Here is a 17,369-nt window from a genome sequence, read left to right as displayed (position 1 = left end):
GGTGTGCAACACGGGCCGGAGTGGTTACTCATTCCCCATGACCGCCGACCCGGCCGACACGTCCCGGAACGAGACGTCCGCCCCGAGCGACCCGTCCCCTGGGACGCGGACGTCCGGCCGCGACGAGACACCCCTCGAACGGGCGGACCGCAACTTCGCCGAGTTGCTCCAGGAGCTGCGCGTCACCCAGACCGGGGTGCAGATCCTGTTCGCCTTCCTGCTGACGCTCGCCTTCACCCAGCGTTTCTCCTCCCTGGACACCGCGCAGAGGGCGACCTACGTGGTCACGCTGCTGCTGGCAGTGCTGGCCGCCGCCCTTTTCACGGCCCCCGCGGCCCTGCACCGGTCGCTGTTCCAGCACAACGCCAAACCCGCCATCGTGCAGGTCTCCTCGCGCCTCGCCACCATCGGTCTCTACGTCCTGGCGGCGGCGTTCACCGGTTCGGTGCTGCTCGTCGTGGACGTGACGCTGGGGCGCGCCGCGGGCATCGCGGCAGGGGCCGGCACCCTGGCCGTCTGTCTGGCGCTGTGGAGCCTGCTGCCCCGGCTGGTGCAGCGCCGTCTCAGCTCCTCAGAGGCTCCAGCACCAGGACGAGCCCCAGAACGGTGAGGGCGGCGCCCGTGACCCCCTCCACGGTGCGTGCGGCACGTGGCCCGCGCAGCCACCGTCCGAGCCGGTCCACCAGCAGCGCGACCGCCGGGAACCACACCAGTGCGAGAACGACCACGATCAGTGCCAGCAGCAGCGTCCGCGGCATCGCGGGGCTGCCCGCGGGCACGAACTGCGGCAGCAGGCTGAGGAAGGTGATGGGCGCCTTCGGGTTGAGCGCGTTGGTGACGAAGCCCTGCCGCAACGGACGCGCCCCCGGACCCGCCGCCCCGGCCACCGCCTCGCCCGGACGCGTGCCCAGCCCCTCCGCCGCCACCGCACGAGGAAGCGGGCCGACTCCACCGGTGACCACCCCTCGCTGACGGCCCGGTGAGCGCAGCGTGCGCAGGCCCAGATAGAGCACATAGGCACCGCCGAGCAGTTGGAGCGTCCGGAACAGCGCCGGGACGGCGGTGAGGACCGCGGCGACCCCGGCGACGGCGAGCGCGGTGTGGAGCAGCAGCCCGCCCGCGATGCCGAGGGCGCACGCGACTCCGGCCCGGCGTGAGACGAGGGCGTTGCGTACGACGACGGTGAAGTCCGCGCCCGGCATGGCGACCATGCCCGCGGCGACGCCTGTGAAGGCGATGAGCTGTGCGTCCATGCCCCCAGACTGCCCGGCCCGGGCCTTCAGCAGGTATGTCGAATATCCTGGGCGAGTCTTAAGCAATCGTTTAGACCCGGCAGGGTGCCGCCGGGCCCGGGAGGACGCGATGTACGACCCGACGCGGCTCGCGGCGCTGGTGGCGGTCGCCGAGGCGGGGTCGATCACCCGGGCCGCCGAACGCCTCGGCTACACCCCGCCGGCACTGTCCCAGCAGGTGGCGAAGCTGGAGCGGGAGGCGGGGGCGACATTGCTGGTGCGCTCCCATCGCGGGACCCGGCTCACCGGTGCGGGTGAACTGCTGGTCGTGCGGGCCCGCCGGGTCCTCGACGAGATGGAGCTGGCCCGGCACGAACTGGCCCGTCTGACGGGACTGTCGGGCGGCACGCTGCGGCTCGGCACCTTCCAGACGGCGGGCATCCATCTGCTGCCGCCCGTCCTCAGCGCCTTCCGTCGGGCCCACCCGGACGTGGCCCTCGCGGTCGCCGACTACGAGCCTCCGCACGGGATCGAGGCGGTCGCGGCGGGCGAGGTCGACCTCGCGCTCACGCACACCTACCAGCCCGCCCCGCCGGTCACGCTGCCGTCGTCCGTGGGCGTCGAGCCGGTCCTGGTCGAGGAACTGGTGCTGGTGACCGCTCCCGGCCACCTGCTCGCGGGCGGTTCGGCGCGGCTGCCGCTCGCCGAGCTGGCCGGGCAGCCGCTGATCAGCATGGCCCCGGACCACCCTCCCCGGCAGGGCGTGGAGGCCGCGCTCGCCCGGGCGGGGGCAACACCGGCGGTGCTCGTCGAGACCCCCGGGTACGGCCTGGTGTGCGCGCTGGTCAGCGCCGGGCTCGGGGTCGCGGTCGTGCCGGAGATGGTGGCGGCGACCGCGGCGACGCCGGTGGGGACACGACTGCTGGAGCCGGGCGATCTGCGCCGTACGATCTCGGTCGTCCACCGGACGGATGTGACGGCGCCCGCGGCCGACGCGTTCCGTGCCCTGCTGCGCGGCGCCTTCGGGCGGGCCGGACAGCACCGGCCCGGCAACCGTCCGGAGGTCTAGGACCTGTCCGATCGACCCGTTCGAGCGCCGTGCACGAACGGGCTGCCCGAACGGCTCGTCCGCACGGTCTGCACGAACGGCCTGTCCGCACGGTCAGCCCGGACCGGCTGCCCGGACGACAGCGCTCAGGGCTCCTGAGGCCCCCCGGCCGGCACCGGCTGGACCGGTACCGTCCACGGGAGTTCGATGGAGACCGTCTTGCCGCCCTCCCGGGTCGGCCGGACGATGAGTCTGCCGCCGCATTCGGCGGTCAGCCAGCGGATGATCACCATGCCGCGGCCGTTGTCCTGCTGGACAGCCGCGGGCAGCCGCTTCGGAAATCGCGGATGGCTGTCCGTGACACCGATGCGTAGGTGCTCCTCGCGGTCGAGACGCACGCCCACCGTGAAGGTGGGCGACTGCCCGAGCGTGTGCTGGACGGCGTTGGTGGCCAGTTCGGACACGATCAGACGGACGGTCTCGGCGACTTCGCAGTCGCGCGGCAGGCCCCATTCGGCCAGCACTTCGGCGACGAATTTACGGGCCACGGAAACCGAGACCGGCTCGCTCGGCAGCGTGACGGATGCTTCCTGGTGATCTGCCATGGCGACGTCGTCCCTTTCCCACGGGACCGGAGCCCGACACCGAGCGGTTGGTTCGAGTACGGTCCCGGACTGGTGCTTGCGCCAGACTGCCATTACCGGGCCGGTCGCGGGTGCGATCCACCGAGTAATGCATATATCTGTCGCTCGATGCGGTGAACTCTGCGTCGGCAGAGCGTATTCGGGTGGCTTGGAAGGAGTAAGGAGAACGGCCATGCAGCACGGTCCCGCGGTGCGCCGCCGCAAACTCGGTGCCGAACTGCGCGCGCTGCGCGCGGGCTCGGGTCTCACGAGCGGTGAGGCGGCCCACCTGCTCGGCTGGCACCAGTCGAAGGTGAGCCGCATCGAAACCGGCACCAGCGGCGTGAAACCGGTCGACGTGGAACGCCTGTTGAACGCGTACGGCGTCGAGGATCCGGAACTGCGCGAGCTCCTGGTGGTGTTGGCGGGGTCCGAGGGCAACGGCCGCCACCACTGGTGGCACGCGTACCGCGGGGTTCTCCCTCCGGCGTACCGCGACTTCATCAGTCTGGAGTCGGGAGCCAGTCGTATGCGCACCTTGGAGACCTCTGTCGTACCCGGGCTGCTGCAGACGCCGGAGTACGCCCGCGCGGTGACGCGGGCCGCCGTGGACGGGCTGGAGGAGAGCAAGCTCGACGCCTTGGTCGAGGTGCGCCTGGCCCGGCAGGACGTGCTGCGTTCGGACCCGCCGCTGGAACTGTCCGCCGTCCTCGACGAAGCGGTGTTGCGGCGGGAGGTCGGCGGCCCCGATGTCATGGCACGCCAGTTGCGCCGGCTGAGCGAGGCCGCCGCCCTGCCTCAAGTGCGGCTCCAGGTACTGCCGTTCGCCGCCGGGGCACACATCGGAGTCACCGGTCCTTTCGTTATTTTCTCATTTCCGAACACAACCGATCTAGATGTGGTTGTTCTCGACCACTTGACGAGTAGCCTCTATCTCGAGCGGAAAGAAGACCTCCAGGCCTACACCGAGGCCTTCAACGCCCTTCAGTTCCACGCCCTTTCGCCCGAGGACTCGTTGGACTACATCGCCGGGATAGGTGACGGCGCGTAAGGAGGCAACCTTCATGTCTGCAATGCCTCGGTACGTACCATCCAGCACTTCACTGCACCATGTGCGATGGCTGCGCAGCAGCCGCAGTACCGGAATGAACAACTGCGTCGAGACGGCACGGCCGAGCTCCGGACCCTGGTCCGGATTGGTCGCCGTGCGCGATTCCAAGAACACGGCGGGCCCCGCCCTGATGTTCACTCCCGACGTCTGGGAGGGGTTCATCACCGGACTGAACTGACCTCGCACGGCTCACCGCTCCACCGGTTCACCACTCGAACGCACCATCGCTCCATGGGTTCACCGGTCCACCGGTCGATCACATCACCGGTTCACCGGTTCCGGCTGATCACGTCCACCGCGTACTCGATCTGCTCCTCGGTGAGGTCCGCGCGGGCCGTCAGCCGCAGTCGCGAAACACCGTCGGGCACCGACGGGGGACGGAAACAGCCGACAGCGAGGCCCGCCTCGCGGCAGTCGGCCGCCCATCGCACCGCCCGTTCGGGGGACGGTGCCCGCACGGAGACCACGGCCGCGTCAGGCCGTACCGCGGAAAGGCCCACCGCCGTGAGCCGGGTGTGCAGCGCCGTGGCCACCTCACGTGCCCGCGCCGCCCGCTCCGGTTCGCGGCGCAGCAGCCGCAGCGCCGCAAGCGCCGCGCCCGCCGCCGCCGGCGCCAGACCGGTGTCGAAGATGAAGGTGCGCGCCGCGTTGATCAGATGGTCGATGACCGCCGCCGGGCCGAGGACGGCGCCGCCCTGGCTGCCGAGCGACTTGGAGAGCGTGACGGTCACGACGACGTCCGGGTCCCCCGCGAGCCCCGCCGCGTGCGGAGCTCCCCTGCCACCGTCGCCCAGCACACCGAGTCCGTGCGCGTCGTCGACGATCAGCCCGGCGCCGTACTCCCGGCAGGCGAGGGCGAGTTCGGCGAGCGGCGCAGCGTCGCCGTCCACCGAGAAGACCGTGTCGGAGACGGTGACGGCGGGTCCGTCGTGGGTGCCGAGCGCCTTGCGCACCCCGTCGGGGTCCGCGTGACCGACCACCTGTGTGGTGCCGCGGGCCAGCCGGCAGCCGTCGATCAGCGAGGCGTGGTTGCCCGCGTCCGAGACGACCAGCGAGCCGTGCGGTGCGAGCGCGGTGACGGCGGCGAGGTTGGCCGCGTAGCCCGAGGACAGGACGAGCGCGGATTCGAAGCCACAGAATTCGGCCAGCTCGCGTTCCAGTTCCGTGTGCAGTTCGGTGGTGCCGGTGACGAGCCGGGAGCCGGTCGCGCCGCCGCCCCACGTGCGCGCGGCACAGGCCGCGCCCTCGGTGACCTCCGGATGGCGGGCGAGCCCTAGGTAGTCGTTGCTCGCGAGATCGAGGAGCGGCGAGTCGGCAGGGCGCGGGCGCAGCGTACGTACGAGTCCGGCCCTGCGGCGCGCCTCGGCCTGCTCGTCGATCCAGCCGAACGCCATGTGTCCTCCGGGGCTCGCCGCACGTGCGGTGGCGGTGTTTTGTAGGCAGTGAACAGACCCTAGCGGTCGCTCCGGCGGCCCGAGATGTGGCAATACCCACACGTCGAACCATCTCTGTTGTGCAAACTCTCCTTGGCCGAGAGCGGTCGCATAGGTCAGGATCGGACCTCATGGACCTGCTGAACACACTGGTGGACAAGGGGCTTCGGCGCGAGTTGCCGACCCGCGGCGAGGCGCTGGCCGTCCTGGCCACCTCCGACGACGACGTGCTCGACGTGGTGGCCGCGGCCGGAAAGGTACGCCGCCACTGGTTCGGCCGCCGGGTGAAACTGAACTATCTCGTCAACCTGAAGTCGGGCCTGTGCCCGGAGGACTGCTCGTACTGCTCGCAGCGCCTCGGCTCCACGGCCGGGATTCTCAAGTACAGCTGGCTCAAGCCCGACGAGGCCTCCCGGGCCGCGGCGGCCGGACTGGCCGGGGGCGCCAAGCGGGTCTGCCTGGTGGCCAGCGGGCGCGGCCCGACGGACCGTGACGTGGACCGGGTCTCCGACACCATCAAGGCGATCAAGGACCAGAACGAGAACGTCGAGGTGTGCGCCTGCCTCGGCCTGCTCTCCGACGGCCAGGCCGAGCGGCTGCGCGAGGCGGGCGCGGACGCCTACAACCACAACCTGAACACGTCCGAGGGGACGTACGGGGAGATCACGACCACCCACACGTACGCCGACCGGGTGGACACCGTCCAGAAGGCGCACGCGGCGGGGCTGTCCGCCTGCTCGGGTCTGATCGCGGGCATGGGCGAGTCGGACGAGGACCTCGTCGACGTCGTGTACGCGCTGCGCGAGCTCGACCCCGACTCCGTTCCGGTGAACTTCCTGATCCCGTTCGAGGGCACCCCGCTCGCCAAGGAGTGGAACCTCACCCCGCAGCGCTGTCTGCGCATTCTCGCCATGGTCCGGTTCGTCTGCCCGGACGTCGAGGTCCGGATCGCCGGTGGCCGCGAGGTGCATCTGCGCACCCTCCAGCCGCTCGCCCTGCACCTCGCCAACTCGATCTTCCTCGGTGACTACCTCACCAGTGAGGGCCAGGCGGGCAAGGCCGACCTGGAGATGATCGCGGACGCCGGCTTCGAGGTGGAGAACGCGGGCGAAGTGACGCTGCCGGAGCACCGCGCGCCGTCGGGCGGCGGCTGCGGATCGCATGCCGAGGCCGGGTGCGGCTCGCACGGCGGCGGCGGGTGCGGATCGCACGCCGAGGCCGGCTGCGGGTCCCAGGAGGGCGGCGGGGTGTGCGGCTCGGCCTCCACGGCTCCGGCCGAGGTGCCCGCGGCTGTGTCCGAGGCGCCCGCCGACGCCCGTACGGACCTCGTCTCCGTGCGTCGTCGCGGCGCCGGAACGGATCTCGCGCCCAATGCCTGACCTGTCCGTGCGGGAACTGCTCGACCTCGACCGGCGGCATGTCTGGCATCCGTACGGGCCGATGCCCGGCCGCCAGGATCCGCTGGTCGTGGAGTCGGCGAGCGGGGTCCGGCTGCGGCTGGCCGACGGCACGGGCGAACTGGTCGACGGGATGTCGTCCTGGTGGTCGGCGATCCACGGCTACAACCACCCGGTCCTGAACGACGCGGCACGCGGCCAGCTCGACCGCATGAGCCACGTGATGTTCGGCGGGCTCACCCACGAGCCCGCCGTCCAGCTGGCGAAGCGGCTCGTGGACATCTCGCCGGAGGGTCTGGAGCACGTCTTCCTCGCCGACTCCGGCTCGGTCTCGGTCGAGGTCGCCGTCAAGATGTGCCTCCAGCACTGGCGCTCGCTCGGCCGTCCGGGCAAGCAGCGGCTGCTGACCTGGCGGGGCGGCTATCACGGGGACACCTGGCAGCCCATGTCGGTGTGCGACCCCGAGGGCGGGATGCACGAGCTGTGGCAGGGCGTGCTCCAACGCCAGGTGTTCGCCGACGCGCCGCCGGCCGGGTACGAGGAGTCGTACGCCGACCATCTGCGTGAGCTGATCGGGCTCCACGCGGACGAGCTCGCCGCCGTCATCGTGGAGCCGGTGGTCCAGGGCGCGGGCGGGATGCGTTTCCACTCCCCCGCGTATCTGCGGGTGCTGCGCGAGGCCTGCGACGCGCACGACGTGCTGCTGGTCTTCGACGAGATCGCGACAGGCTTCGGCCGTACGGGTGAACTGTTCGCGGCGGACCACGCGGGTGTCACCCCGGACGTGATGTGTGTCGGCAAGGCGCTGACCGGCGGCTATCTGACGATGGCGGCGACGCTGTGCACCTCGCGGGTGGCCGATGGCATCTCGCGCGGCGAGGTCCCGGTGCTCGCGCACGGCCCGACCTTCATGGGCAACCCGCTCGCCGCCGCGGTGGCGTGCGCCTCGATCGACCTGTTGCTGGGCCAGGACTGGCGGACCGAGGTGAAGCGGATCGAGACGGGTCTGCGGGACGGTCTCGCGGAGGCCGCCGCCCTTCCGGGTGTCCGGGAGGTACGCGTGCTCGGCGCGATCGGGGTCGTCCAGCTCGACCACGAGGTGGACATGAAGGCGGCGACGGCGGCCGCGGTGCGCGAGGGCGTGTGGCTGCGGCCGTTCCGCGACCTCGTCTACACGATGCCGCCGTACGTCACGGGCGACACGGATCTGGCACGGATCGCGCGAGCGGTCTGCGCGGCGGCGCGGGAGGGCTGAGATGGCGGTACTGGTGATCACGGGGACGGGCACGGAGGTCGGCAAGACGGTCGTCACGGCCGCTGTCGCCGCCACGGCTCTCGCGGCCGGGCGGTCCGTGGCCGTCCTGAAACCCGCGCAGACGGGTGTACGTCCGCACGAGCGCGGCGACGCCGACGAGGTGGCCCGGCTCGCGGGTGCCGTCACGACGCTCGAACTGGGCCGTTACCCGGAGCCGTTGGCGCCTGCGACGGCTGCCCGGCGGGCCGGCCTTGCGGCCGTGTCTCCGCAGTCGGCGGCCGAGGCGGCGGCCAAGCTGGCCACCGAGCACGATCTGGTGCTGGTCGAGGGCGCGGGCGGCCTGCTCGTCCGGTTCGACGACGAGGACGGGACGCTGGCGGACACGGCCCGGCTGCTCGACGCGCCCGTGCTGGTCGTCGCTTCGGCGGGACTGGGCACGCTCAACACGACGGAGCTGACGGCTCGTGAACTACGGCGCCGGGAGCTGGACTTCGCGGGCGTGGTGATCGGCAGCTGGCCCGACTCCCCCGATCTGGCGATGCGGTGCAATCTCGCGGATCTTCCGGCGGTGTCCGGTGCGCCCCTGCTGGGCGCGGTACCGGCGGGCGCGGGGTCGCACTCGCCCGCCGACTTCCGTGCGGGGGCGCCGAGTTGGCTGGACCACCGGCTGGGCGGACGCTGGAACGCCGGGGTCTTCGCCGCGGCACACACGGCCTGACGTCGCCCCCCTCACCCACCACTTGTCACTCACCACCCATCACCCACCACTCACCCACCACTCACCCACCACTCGTCACCCGTCACCCGTCACCCGTCACCCGTCACCGAGCAACCGCACCAGCTCGATCCGTGACCGGATCCCCAACCGCGTGAACACGCCGCGCAGATGGTGGTCGATGGTCCTCGGACTCAGCGCGAGCCGAGCGGCGATCTCCCGGTTCGTCGCGCCTTCGGCGGCCATGCGGGCCACCATCAACTGCTGTGCGGTGAGCCGGGCCGCGAGATCCTCGGCACCCCGCGCCGGTACCGCGGACTCGCCGAGGACGCGGAGTTCGGCCCGAGCCTGGGCGGCCCACTGCGGCGACCCGAAGTGCTCGAACGCCTCAAGGGCGCTGTGCAGCCGGTCCCGCGCCTGCGTACGCTGCCGCAGCCGCCGCAGCGCTCCGCCGAACAGCAGTTCCGTGCGGGCGCGTTCGAAGTCCCGGGTGCTCGAGGCGTGCAGGTCGAGGGCGGTGCGGTAGTGATCGACGGCCTCGGCACCGCCCGCGAGGAGAGCACGGCCGCGGGCGCTGAGCGCGAGTTCGTCGGGGCTGCGTACGGTCCGCGCCCAGTGGTCGTAGTCGGCGTGGGCCGCCCTGGCCACCCGGGTTTCGCCGGTGCGGGCGGCCGCCTCGACGTACAGCGGGGTCGCCAGGTGCCGGACGGCCCGGTGTCCGTGGCCGGGGCCGAACCCGGCCAGGGCGCGCAGCCGGGCAGCCGCGGCGGCGAAGCGGCCGGCGCCGAGGTCGAGGAGGGCGAGCGCGAACAGGGCCAGCGCGGCGGGCAGGCCGAGTCCGCGCTCCAGGGCGTAGCGGCGGGCGGCCCCGGCACGCTGCCGGCACATGTCCTCGTCGCCGGTGAGGGCGGCGAACATCGCGAGGGCCGCCTGGAGATGACAGGCGGCGTTGTCCTGACCGGTGGCGTACGCCTGGCGCAGTGCGTCGAGGGTGGCGGCCTCGGCGGCGCGGGGCCGTCCGGTCCAGAACTCGGCGTAGGCGCGGAATTCCATCGCCTGGGGCACGGCAACGGTCTCACCCCAGGAGCGGGCCGCGGCGGCGGCGCGGACGGCCGCGGTGGCCGCACCGGTGTGGTCGCCGAGCAGCAGCGCCGCGATGGCGGAGTGGATCAGTGCGGTGGGGTCGCCGCCGGGACCGCAGCGGCCCGCGGCCGCCTTGAGCGCGTCCCGCGCGTCGTCGTAGCGGCCCTCGACGGCGGCGGCGAGCCCGCCGAGTGTGCCGGGCGGCGCGATGCCCAGCCGGTCGGCCACGGCGGCCGCCTCACGACAGCGGCGCAGGTCGCCGGTGTAGATGGCGGCTTCGGTGGCGCGGGCGAGGAAATGCGCGGCGGTGTCACGGTGGGTGGGCACACCCGGGCTCCCCGGGAGCGCTGGACCACCGGGATCCGCGGCGCCGTGGGACCGTGCGCGGGCGCCGGACTCCGTGGCGCCCGGGAGGTACGCCTGCACGCCGGCCGACGCGTCCGCGCGGCCCGTGTGCAGCACCGCGGCGGTCAGCAGGGCGTCGAAGGCGTCGGTCGCGTTCCCCGCGCGGAGCGCGAGCAGACCGCTCAGTCCGTCGTCGTCGGTGGACACGACCAGACGGCTGGCCCGGTCGCCGTCGCCGGAGCGCCAGGCGTCGGCGGCTGCTCGGGCGAGCAGTCGGGTGCGCTCGCCCGGTTCAGGCGCGAGCGCCGCGGCGCGTTCGGCGAGGGTGCAGGCCAGGGTGTGTTCGCCCACCCGGCGCGCCGTGCTCGCGGCCGCCGTCAGTTCCGCGGCGAGCCGTCTGCTGGGGCCGAGCGCCGCGGCGCCCCGGTGCCAGGAGCGCCTCGGTGACTCGCCCTCGCCGCGCAGCACCCGGGCGAGCAGCCGATGGACCGCGCGGTGCTCCGTCGTGGACGCGGTCTCGTAGGCCGCGATCCGCGTCCACGGGTCACGGAAGACGACCCCACCGGCGGTGGCGTGGGCGAGTCCGGCCGCTTCGGCGGCGTCGATGGGCCGGGTGTCCAGCCGGGCCGCCGTCACGGCACGCAGAAAGGCGTGCGTGTCGACGGGGTACTGGTCGGCCGCCGCCAGGAGCAGGAGAAAACGGGTGCTGTCCGGCAGGCCCCGGATTTCCTGGCGGTACACCCGCAGCAGGACGGGAGGCTGCACCGGAAGCGGCTCCAGACCGGCCAGCTGACGCTCGGTCAGCACCGAGGCGAGTTCCCGGGCCACGCGCCGGTCGCCGTGCGCGGCCCGCAGAACGCGTACGCGCACGCCCTCGGACAGCGAGGGACCGAGGTCTCGTTCCGACCATGAGGCGCCGAGGCCGGGTTCGGACCGTGGGGGGGGTCCGACTCGGCCTGCCGGCAGCCGTGTTCGGGTGGAGCCGTCTGGTGTTCTCGCTGTACGGGGTCGAGTCGCCGCCACAGGTGCGGGGGCTGCGGTGGCGAAGTGTGCGGGAGAGGCGGGGGGTTCACCGAAGTCACCACACGCATGACGTTACCGGCGGGTTAACTGGCAAGTAAAGACCGGCGATTTCACTGATGCGGCGCGCGTAGACCCGGGCTGACACTCCTGCCACCCCCACCCCTTTCAGGAGGCACCATGCAGCCTGTCCTGCGCCGCGCCGTCACATGTGTCTCAGCCGTGGCCGCGACGCTTCTTCTGTCGCTCTCCCTCTCCGCGGCACCCGCTCAGGCGGCCACCCACAATCCCGTGCTCTTCGTGCACGGGCTCAGCAGTTCGGCGAGCAGCTGGGACGAGTGGATCACCGACTTCAAGGCGGACGGATACTCCTCCTCCGAGCTGTTCGCGTGGTCGTACGACTGGAAACAGTCGAACGTGACCACGGCGCAGCAACTGGCCACCGAGGTCAAGAGCGTGCTCGCGCAGACGGGCGCCTCGAAGGTCGACCTGGTCGTCCACTCCATGGGTGCGATGAACTCTCGGTACTACCTCAAGAACCTCGGCGGAACGGCGTACGTCGACGACTTCGTCTCCGTCGCCGGGGTGAACCACGGGACGAGTGTCGCCTCGTGGTGCACCTGGCTGTATACGTCATGCACCGAGATGTACACCGGCAGCTCGTTCCTGACGTCTCTGAACTCCGGTGACGAGACACCGGGCAGCGTGACGTACGCCACCTACTGGTCGAACTGCGACGAGGCGCTGAATCCGGACAGCACAGCGCTGCTGTCCGGTGCCACGAATGTCGGTGTCGGCTGCATCTCGCACACCGACATGAACAACGATTACGGCGTCTACACACAGGTGCGCAACTTCATCGCCTGACACGCGGCGCGTGCGGCGGACGTCCCGGGGGGACAATCTCGGTAAGCCCTGTCCCCCCGGGAGGTCCGTCATGCCGTTCATGCCGCTCCGGTCTGCCGGCTCGGGCAAGGTCTCTCCGGAGGCCGTGCACCATCCGGTGTTCGCCCGCTACTACGCCCGTTTCAGCGTCGGCGCCGAGACCCGGATGGGGATGGGCCGGGTACGCGAACGGCTGCTCACCGGGCTGTCCGGGCGGGTCATCGAGATCGGCGCGGGCAACGGCCTGAACTTCGCCCACTATCCGGGCACCGTCTCCGAGGTCGTCGCCATCGAACCCGAGCGGCTGCTCCGGCAGTTGGCGGTGGAGGCGGCGCTGCGCTGCGAGGTACCCGTCGATGTGGCGCCGGGCGCCGCGGAGGCCCTGCCGGTCAAGAGTGAGGCGTACGACGCCGCCGTGCTCTCGCTGGTGCTGTGCAGCGTGCGGGACGTGCCGAGGGCGCTCGCCGAGGTACGGCGGGTGCTGCGCCCCGGTGGCACGGTGCGGTTCTTCGAGCACGGCAGGGGTGGCGGACGAATGATGGCGTCCGTCCAGCGGGGATTGGACGCCACGGTGTGGCCACGGCTGTGCGGCGGCTGTCACGTGGCCCGCGACCCGATCGCCGCACTGCGTGAGGCGGGGTTCGAACTGGGCCCGTACCGAAGCCTGTTGATGCCCGACAAGGGACCGCGCCTGCCCACGTCGTACTGCGTCCTGGGCACGGCCCGTCGGCCGCTCGACCAGGACATGCCCGGTCGGTGACGGGAGCTGCGTCACAGGCTCCAGCGGCGCAGTTCGTGCGCGATGTCGTGCACGGTGGCCTCGCCGCTCTTCACCAGGCGGGCCAGCTCCCGCACCTGTTCGGGTGAGGTGACGACCTTCAGTCCGCTGGCGACGAGATAGGCGTACGCGACGGCCGAGGCGAACATCGCGTTGGAGCGTTCGAGCGCCGGGACGTGCAGCAGGAGCTGGAGGAGCGCGGCGGCGCGGGCGTGCGGGCTGTCGTAGACGGGAATGCCGAAGATCTCCGCCTCGTGCCGGCTGACGGCGGCGACAAGGGCTCCCCAGTCGGTGACCTGGGGATCTCCGGGCGTTTTCTGTTCGGCGATCATGAGGAGCCAGGCAAGATCGACTCTGAGACTGCTCAAGGGATCAACGACGACCTTCGCGGGTGCCTTCACGGTCCGCGCCGAATTCCTCGGCGAACACGGACTCGTACTGCTTCATGAAATCGGCGGCGGCCTCCACGAAGGTGTGGCCCACCTCCCCGGTGTCCTGCCGGACCAGCTCCTCGATGTAGCGGTTCACGCTCATCCCCCGTTCCAGGGCTCGCTCCCGGGCGGCCCGCGCCGTGCCTTCGTCCACCCGGACGTTCAGCTGAGTCTTCGCCATCCTTCGAAGCTAGCGCGATATCGCTAGCACAGACAAGGGGGCCTGGCCCGGAGGTGGAGAACCACGGTGGAGATTGCCCCTTACATCGATATCAGGGGCACACCCTGGGGCGGAGACCGTCCGGGACCTAGGGGGGATACCGAGTGTGCCTCCGATCACACTACGCTCGGGCTGGACGAGGAGTCCGGACATCCACCACAGAGGAGGCGGTCTTGTCCACAGCTGCTGCGGAGCAGGTTCCCGGCCGCGCGGAGGGGGACGGGATCGCCGCCCGCGCCCGCGGCCTGACCAAGGCGTACGGTTCCGGCGAGACCACGGTGCTGGCCCTCGACTCGGTCGACGTGGACATCGCGCGCGGCCGATTCACCGCCGTCATGGGCCCCTCGGGCTCCGGGAAGTCCACCCTCATGCACTGCCTGGCGGGCCTCGACAACGTCTCGGCCGGCCAGGTCTGGCTGGGCGACACCGAGATCACCGGACTGAAGGACCGCGAACTGACCCGGCTGCGACGGGACCGGATCGGCTTCATGTTCCAGTCCTTCAATCTGATCCCCACGCTGAACGCGGCGGAGAACATCACGCTGCCCATGGACATCGCGGGCCAGAAGCCCGACCAGAAGTGGCTGGACCAGGTCATCGACACCCTCGGGCTGCGCGACCGGCTGAAGCACCGGCCCGCCCAGCTCTCCGGGGGACAGCAACAGCGCGTCGCCTGTGCACGGGCGCTCGCCTCCCGGCCCGAGCTGATCTTCGCGGACGAGCCGACCGGCAACCTCGACTCCCGCGCCGGTCTCGAAGTCCTCGGCTTCCTGCGCGGGGCCGTCGACGAGCTGGGCCAGACCGTCGTCATGGTCACCCACGACCCCGGCGCGGCCGCCCACTCCGATCTGGTGCTCTTCCTCGCGGACGGGCGGATCGTGGACGAGATGGAGCGGCCCTCGGCCGAAGCCGTGCTGGAGCGGATGAAGCGTTTCGACACGACCCGGGTGACCTTCGACGGCGGGCGCGGCGAGCCCGGCGAAGCGACGCCCGACCGCGACTTCGGTGCCGCGGCCCGTACAGATGCCGACTCAAGTGACACGGCCCGCTCCGACGGCGCGAATGGCACCACTCCGGTCGCCGCCGCCGGCGACACGGCCCACGGCAGCTCCGGCGGCACCGCTCCCGACAGCGGCTCCGGTGACGTAACCCCCGACAAGGACTGAGGCGGTCGTGCTCAAGGCGACACTGCGAAGCTTTCTCGCGCACAAAGGCCGGCTGCTGCTCTCGGCACTGGCCATCGTGCTGTCCGTGGCCTTCGTCGCGGGCAGTCTCATCTTCTCGGACACGGTGACCCGCACGTTCGACCGGCTCTTCGCCTCCACCGCGGCCGATGTGACCGTCGAGCCCAAGAACGACCTGAAGTCACAACTGCCGACCGGCGCCACCGAGACCGTGCCGGCCTCGCTCGCCGACAGGCTCGCCGAGGTCGACGGAGTGGCCGCCACCCATGTCGACGCGTCGGTGGAGAACGCCCCGGTCGTCGACAGCGCGAACAAGTCGGTCGGACCGACGACCGGCGCCCCCACCATCGTCACCAACTGGCAGATCACCGAGCGCAGTCCGGTGAAGCTGACCTCCGGGCACGAGCCGCACGGCAGCGGCGAGGCACTGCTCGACGCGGACACCGCCGACAAGAAGCACCTCGGCATCGGTGACACCCTGACGGTGCAGGCGCAGCCCGGCTCGTTCAAGGTGCGGATCGTCGGGATCGCCACCTTCACCACCACCAACCCCGGTGCCGCGCTGATCTTCCTCGACACCCCGACCGCGCAGTCCAAACTGCTCGGCGCCTCCGACGTCGCCACGAGCGTCTCCGTGGACGCCGCGCCTGGCGTCGACGACGCCGTGCTCAAGCAGCGGGTCTCCGCCGAACTCGGCGCCAGGACCTACGACGTGAAGACCGCCGAGGAGCAGGCGAAGTCGGCCGCCGCCCAGCTCGGCGGGTTCCTCGACGTCATCAAGTACGTGATGCTCGGCTTCGCCGGGATCGCGGTACTCGTCGGCATATTCCTCATCGTCAACACCTTCTCGATGCTGATCGCCCAGCGCACCCGGGAACTCGGGCTGCTGCGGGCACTCGGCGCCGACCGCCGTCAGGTGCGCCGGTCGGTGCTCACCGAGGCGCTGCTCCTCGGCCTGGTCGGTTCGACTCTCGGCCTCGCGGCCGGGATCGGACTGGCGGTCGGTCTGATCAAGCTGATGACCGCGTTCGGCATGAACCTCAAGTCCACGGAGATGGTGATCGGTTGGCCGACACCCGTGGCGGCGTACGTCGTCGGGGTCGGCGTCACCTATGTCGCGGCCTATCTCCCGGCCAGGCGCGCGGCGACCGTCTCCCCCATGGCGGCCCTCTCGGACGCCGAAGTCGCGGGCGTGGGACGGCCGTTGCGGGTACGGGCCGTGGTGGGCGGAGTCGTCGGCGCGGCCGGGGCCGCGGCTCTCGCGGGATGCGCGGCCTCGACGAAGACCTCGACCGCGGCCTCCCTGCTGGGCCTCGGTGTCGTCCTGACGCTGATCGCCACGGTGATCGCGGGGCCGCTGCTGGTCCGGCCGGTGATCCGCGTCCTCGGGGGCGCGTTCCCGGCGATCTTCGGCCCGGTGGGCCGGATGAGCCAGCGCAACGCGCTGCGCAATCCACGGCGCACGGGCGCCACCGCGGCCGCGCTGATGGTCGGGCTCGCCCTGGTCGGCGGGATGTCCGTGGCCAGTGCGTCCATGAGCAAGTCCTTCGACCAGCAGATCGACAAAACCCTCGGCGCCGACTTCGTGCTCCAGAACGCCAACTTCGTGCCGTTCTCGCACGAGGTCACCGACAAGGTGCGCGCCACGGAGGGTGTCGGGCTCGTCGTCCGCCAGCGGTTCAGCCCGGTCGCGGTCCGGCTGCCCGACGGCAAGCGGGTCGAGACGACCGCCTCGGCCTACGATCCGCAGCTCGACGAAGTCGCCCACATCACCTACGCGCAGGGCGACACCGCGGCCGCGCTCGGCGACGGACACATCGCCATGGACGCGAAGTTCGCCGAGGACCACGACGTGCGGGTCGGCAGCACGATCCCCGTCGAGTTCCCCGCAGGCCGCAGGACGGAACTGACGGTGGGCGCGCTCACCGACCAGGCCGGCAGCGGCGGGTTCGGCATGCAGGGCGGACTCTTCTTCGGTTTCGGCACGATCGAGAAGTACGTGCCCGGCGGGCAGGACTCGTCGCTGTACGTGAACGCGGCCCCGGGCACCGCCCCGGACCGGCTGCGCCCGCCTCTGGAGAAGACCCTCGAACCGTATCCGCAGGTACAGGTCCGTGACCAGGCCGACTACAAGAAGCTGGTCCACGACCAGATCGCCGTGCTGCTCTACCTCGTGTACGCGCTGCTCGGGCTCGCGATCGTCATCGCGGTGCTGGGTGTGGTCAACACCCTCGCCCTGTCGGTCGTGGAGCGCACCCGCGAGATCGGCCTGCTGCGCGCCATCGGTCTCGGCCGGCGCCAGCTGCGCCGGATGATCCGTCTGGAGTCCGTGGTGATCGCCGTGTTCGGCGCGGTCCTCGGCCTGGCGCTGGGGATCATCTGGGGTGTCTGCGTCCAGCAGGTGCTCGCGCTGCAGGGCATGGAGGCGCTCGCGATCCCCTGGACGACGATCGTCGCGGTCGTGATCGGCTCGGCCGTCGTCGGTATCGTCGCGGCGCTGCTTCCGGCTCTGCGCGCGTCCCGCATGAATGTGCTCGCGGCCATCGCGCACGAGTGACCACCGGCTCGCCCCGGTCCGGAGCAGGTTCCCCAGGTCCGGGGCAGGTTCC

The 17,369-nt window shown here is 71.5% G+C and carries 17 protein-coding genes; 11 read left to right on the top strand and 6 right to left on the bottom strand.

Translation table 11 applies throughout. The features are described 5' to 3' along the window. Positions 1 to 37 precede the first annotated feature (37 nt). Positions 38 to 610, top strand: coding sequence for a DUF6328 family protein (locus tag N4G66_RS13130; RefSeq protein WP_261704232.1), 573 nt, complete (start codon positions 38 to 40; stop codon positions 608 to 610). On the opposite strand, the gene N4G66_RS13125 is transcribed toward N4G66_RS13130, so the two are convergent. Next, positions 564 to 1,253 (bottom strand): LysE family translocator, encoded by a 690-nt coding sequence (locus N4G66_RS13125; RefSeq protein ID WP_261704231.1) that lies wholly within the window; start codon positions 1,251 to 1,253, stop codon positions 564 to 566. The genes N4G66_RS13130 and N4G66_RS13125 overlap by 47 nt on opposite strands. 109 nt (positions 1,254 to 1,362) lie before the next feature. On the opposite strand from N4G66_RS13125, the gene N4G66_RS13120 reads away from it, so the two are divergent. Next, positions 1,363 to 2,301 carry a LysR family transcriptional regulator gene (locus tag N4G66_RS13120; RefSeq protein ID WP_261704230.1) on the top strand — a complete coding sequence of 313 codons (939 nt, stop codon included), beginning with the start codon at positions 1,363 to 1,365 and terminating at the stop codon, positions 2,299 to 2,301. Between the two features lie 125 nt (positions 2,302 to 2,426). Here N4G66_RS13120 and N4G66_RS13115 read toward each other — a convergent pair whose 3' ends face one another. Beyond that, entirely contained in the window at positions 2,427 to 2,885 is a 459-nt protein-coding gene (locus N4G66_RS13115; protein ID WP_261704229.1) for an ATP-binding protein, read from the bottom strand. A gap of 211 nt (positions 2,886 to 3,096) precedes the next feature. Between N4G66_RS13115 and N4G66_RS13110 the strand changes: the two genes are divergently transcribed. Both N4G66_RS13110 and N4G66_RS13105 read left to right on the top strand, forming a co-directional pair. Beyond that, on the top strand, positions 3,097 to 3,954 hold the full coding sequence (locus N4G66_RS13110; protein WP_261704228.1) for a helix-turn-helix domain-containing protein: 858 nt from the start codon (positions 3,097 to 3,099) through the stop codon (positions 3,952 to 3,954). Positions 3,955 to 3,967: 13 nt separating this feature from the next. Next, positions 3,968 to 4,192, top strand: coding sequence for a DUF397 domain-containing protein (locus tag N4G66_RS13105; protein WP_261704227.1), 225 nt, complete (start codon positions 3,968 to 3,970; stop codon positions 4,190 to 4,192). A gap of 91 nt (positions 4,193 to 4,283) precedes the next feature. Here N4G66_RS13105 and N4G66_RS13100 read toward each other — a convergent pair whose 3' ends face one another. Then, positions 4,284 to 5,408 (bottom strand): 8-amino-7-oxononanoate synthase, encoded by a 1,125-nt coding sequence (locus N4G66_RS13100; protein ID WP_261704226.1) that lies wholly within the window; start codon positions 5,406 to 5,408, stop codon positions 4,284 to 4,286. 170 nt (positions 5,409 to 5,578) lie between these two features. Between N4G66_RS13100 and bioB the strand changes: the two genes are divergently transcribed. Genes bioB through bioD form a run of 3 tightly spaced genes read left to right on the top strand, consistent with a single transcriptional unit; the run spans position 5,579 to position 8,817 of the window. Next, positions 5,579 to 6,826, top strand: coding sequence for a biotin synthase BioB (gene bioB, locus N4G66_RS13095; protein ID WP_261704225.1), 1,248 nt, complete (start codon positions 5,579 to 5,581; stop codon positions 6,824 to 6,826). Further along, positions 6,819 to 8,099, top strand: coding sequence for an adenosylmethionine--8-amino-7-oxononanoate transaminase (locus N4G66_RS13090; protein ID WP_261704224.1), 1,281 nt, complete (start codon positions 6,819 to 6,821; stop codon positions 8,097 to 8,099). The genes bioB and N4G66_RS13090 overlap by 8 nt, the downstream gene beginning before the upstream one ends. A 1-nt stretch (position 8,100) precedes the next feature. Then, on the top strand, positions 8,101 to 8,817 hold the full coding sequence (gene bioD, locus N4G66_RS13085) for a dethiobiotin synthase (protein ID WP_261704223.1): 717 nt from the start codon (positions 8,101 to 8,103) through the stop codon (positions 8,815 to 8,817). A 96-nt stretch (positions 8,818 to 8,913) separates the two neighbouring features. Here bioD and N4G66_RS13080 read toward each other — a convergent pair whose 3' ends face one another. Next, complete coding sequence (locus N4G66_RS13080) at positions 8,914 to 11,112, bottom strand: LuxR family transcriptional regulator (protein ID WP_261704222.1); 2,199 nt, start codon at positions 11,110 to 11,112, stop codon at positions 8,914 to 8,916. A gap of 330 nt (positions 11,113 to 11,442) precedes the next feature. Here N4G66_RS13080 and N4G66_RS13075 point away from each other — a divergent pair, with 330 nt between their 5' ends. Further along, on the top strand, positions 11,443 to 12,129 hold the full coding sequence (locus tag N4G66_RS13075) for an esterase/lipase family protein (RefSeq protein WP_261704221.1): 687 nt from the start codon (positions 11,443 to 11,445) through the stop codon (positions 12,127 to 12,129). A 79-nt stretch (positions 12,130 to 12,208) separates the two neighbouring features. After that, positions 12,209 to 12,907, top strand: a complete 699-nt coding sequence (locus tag N4G66_RS13070; protein ID WP_261704297.1) for a class I SAM-dependent methyltransferase — start codon at positions 12,209 to 12,211, stop codon at positions 12,905 to 12,907. Between the two features lie 11 nt (positions 12,908 to 12,918). On the opposite strand, the gene N4G66_RS13065 is transcribed toward N4G66_RS13070, so the two are convergent. Together N4G66_RS13065 and N4G66_RS13060 are read right to left on the bottom strand one after the other, a co-directional pair. Then, positions 12,919 to 13,293 carry a hypothetical protein gene (locus N4G66_RS13065; protein ID WP_028800408.1) on the bottom strand — a complete coding sequence of 125 codons (375 nt, stop codon included), beginning with the start codon at positions 13,291 to 13,293 and terminating at the stop codon, positions 12,919 to 12,921. A gap of 4 nt (positions 13,294 to 13,297) precedes the next feature. After that, a complete protein-coding gene (locus tag N4G66_RS13060) occupies positions 13,298 to 13,537 on the bottom strand; it encodes a toxin-antitoxin system antitoxin component (RefSeq protein WP_028800409.1) in 240 nt (79 codons plus the stop codon). A gap of 212 nt (positions 13,538 to 13,749) precedes the next feature. Between N4G66_RS13060 and N4G66_RS13055 the strand changes: the two genes are divergently transcribed. After that, a complete protein-coding gene (locus N4G66_RS13055) occupies positions 13,750 to 14,742 on the top strand; it encodes an ABC transporter ATP-binding protein (RefSeq protein ID WP_261704220.1) in 993 nt (330 codons plus the stop codon). 7 nt (positions 14,743 to 14,749) lie between these two features. Then, positions 14,750 to 17,317 (top strand): ABC transporter permease, encoded by a 2,568-nt coding sequence (locus N4G66_RS13050; RefSeq protein ID WP_261704219.1) that lies wholly within the window; start codon positions 14,750 to 14,752, stop codon positions 17,315 to 17,317. The last annotated feature ends 52 nt before the right edge of the window (positions 17,318 to 17,369 follow it).

Origin of the sequence: Streptomyces rhizosphaerihabitans (genome assembly GCF_025399795.1) — a bacterium.
Lineage (GTDB): Bacteria > Actinomycetota > Actinomycetes > Streptomycetales > Streptomycetaceae > Streptomyces > Streptomyces rhizosphaerihabitans.
Note: the sequence above shows the minus strand (reverse complement) of the source record. Positions and strands in the feature narration are given on the sequence as shown.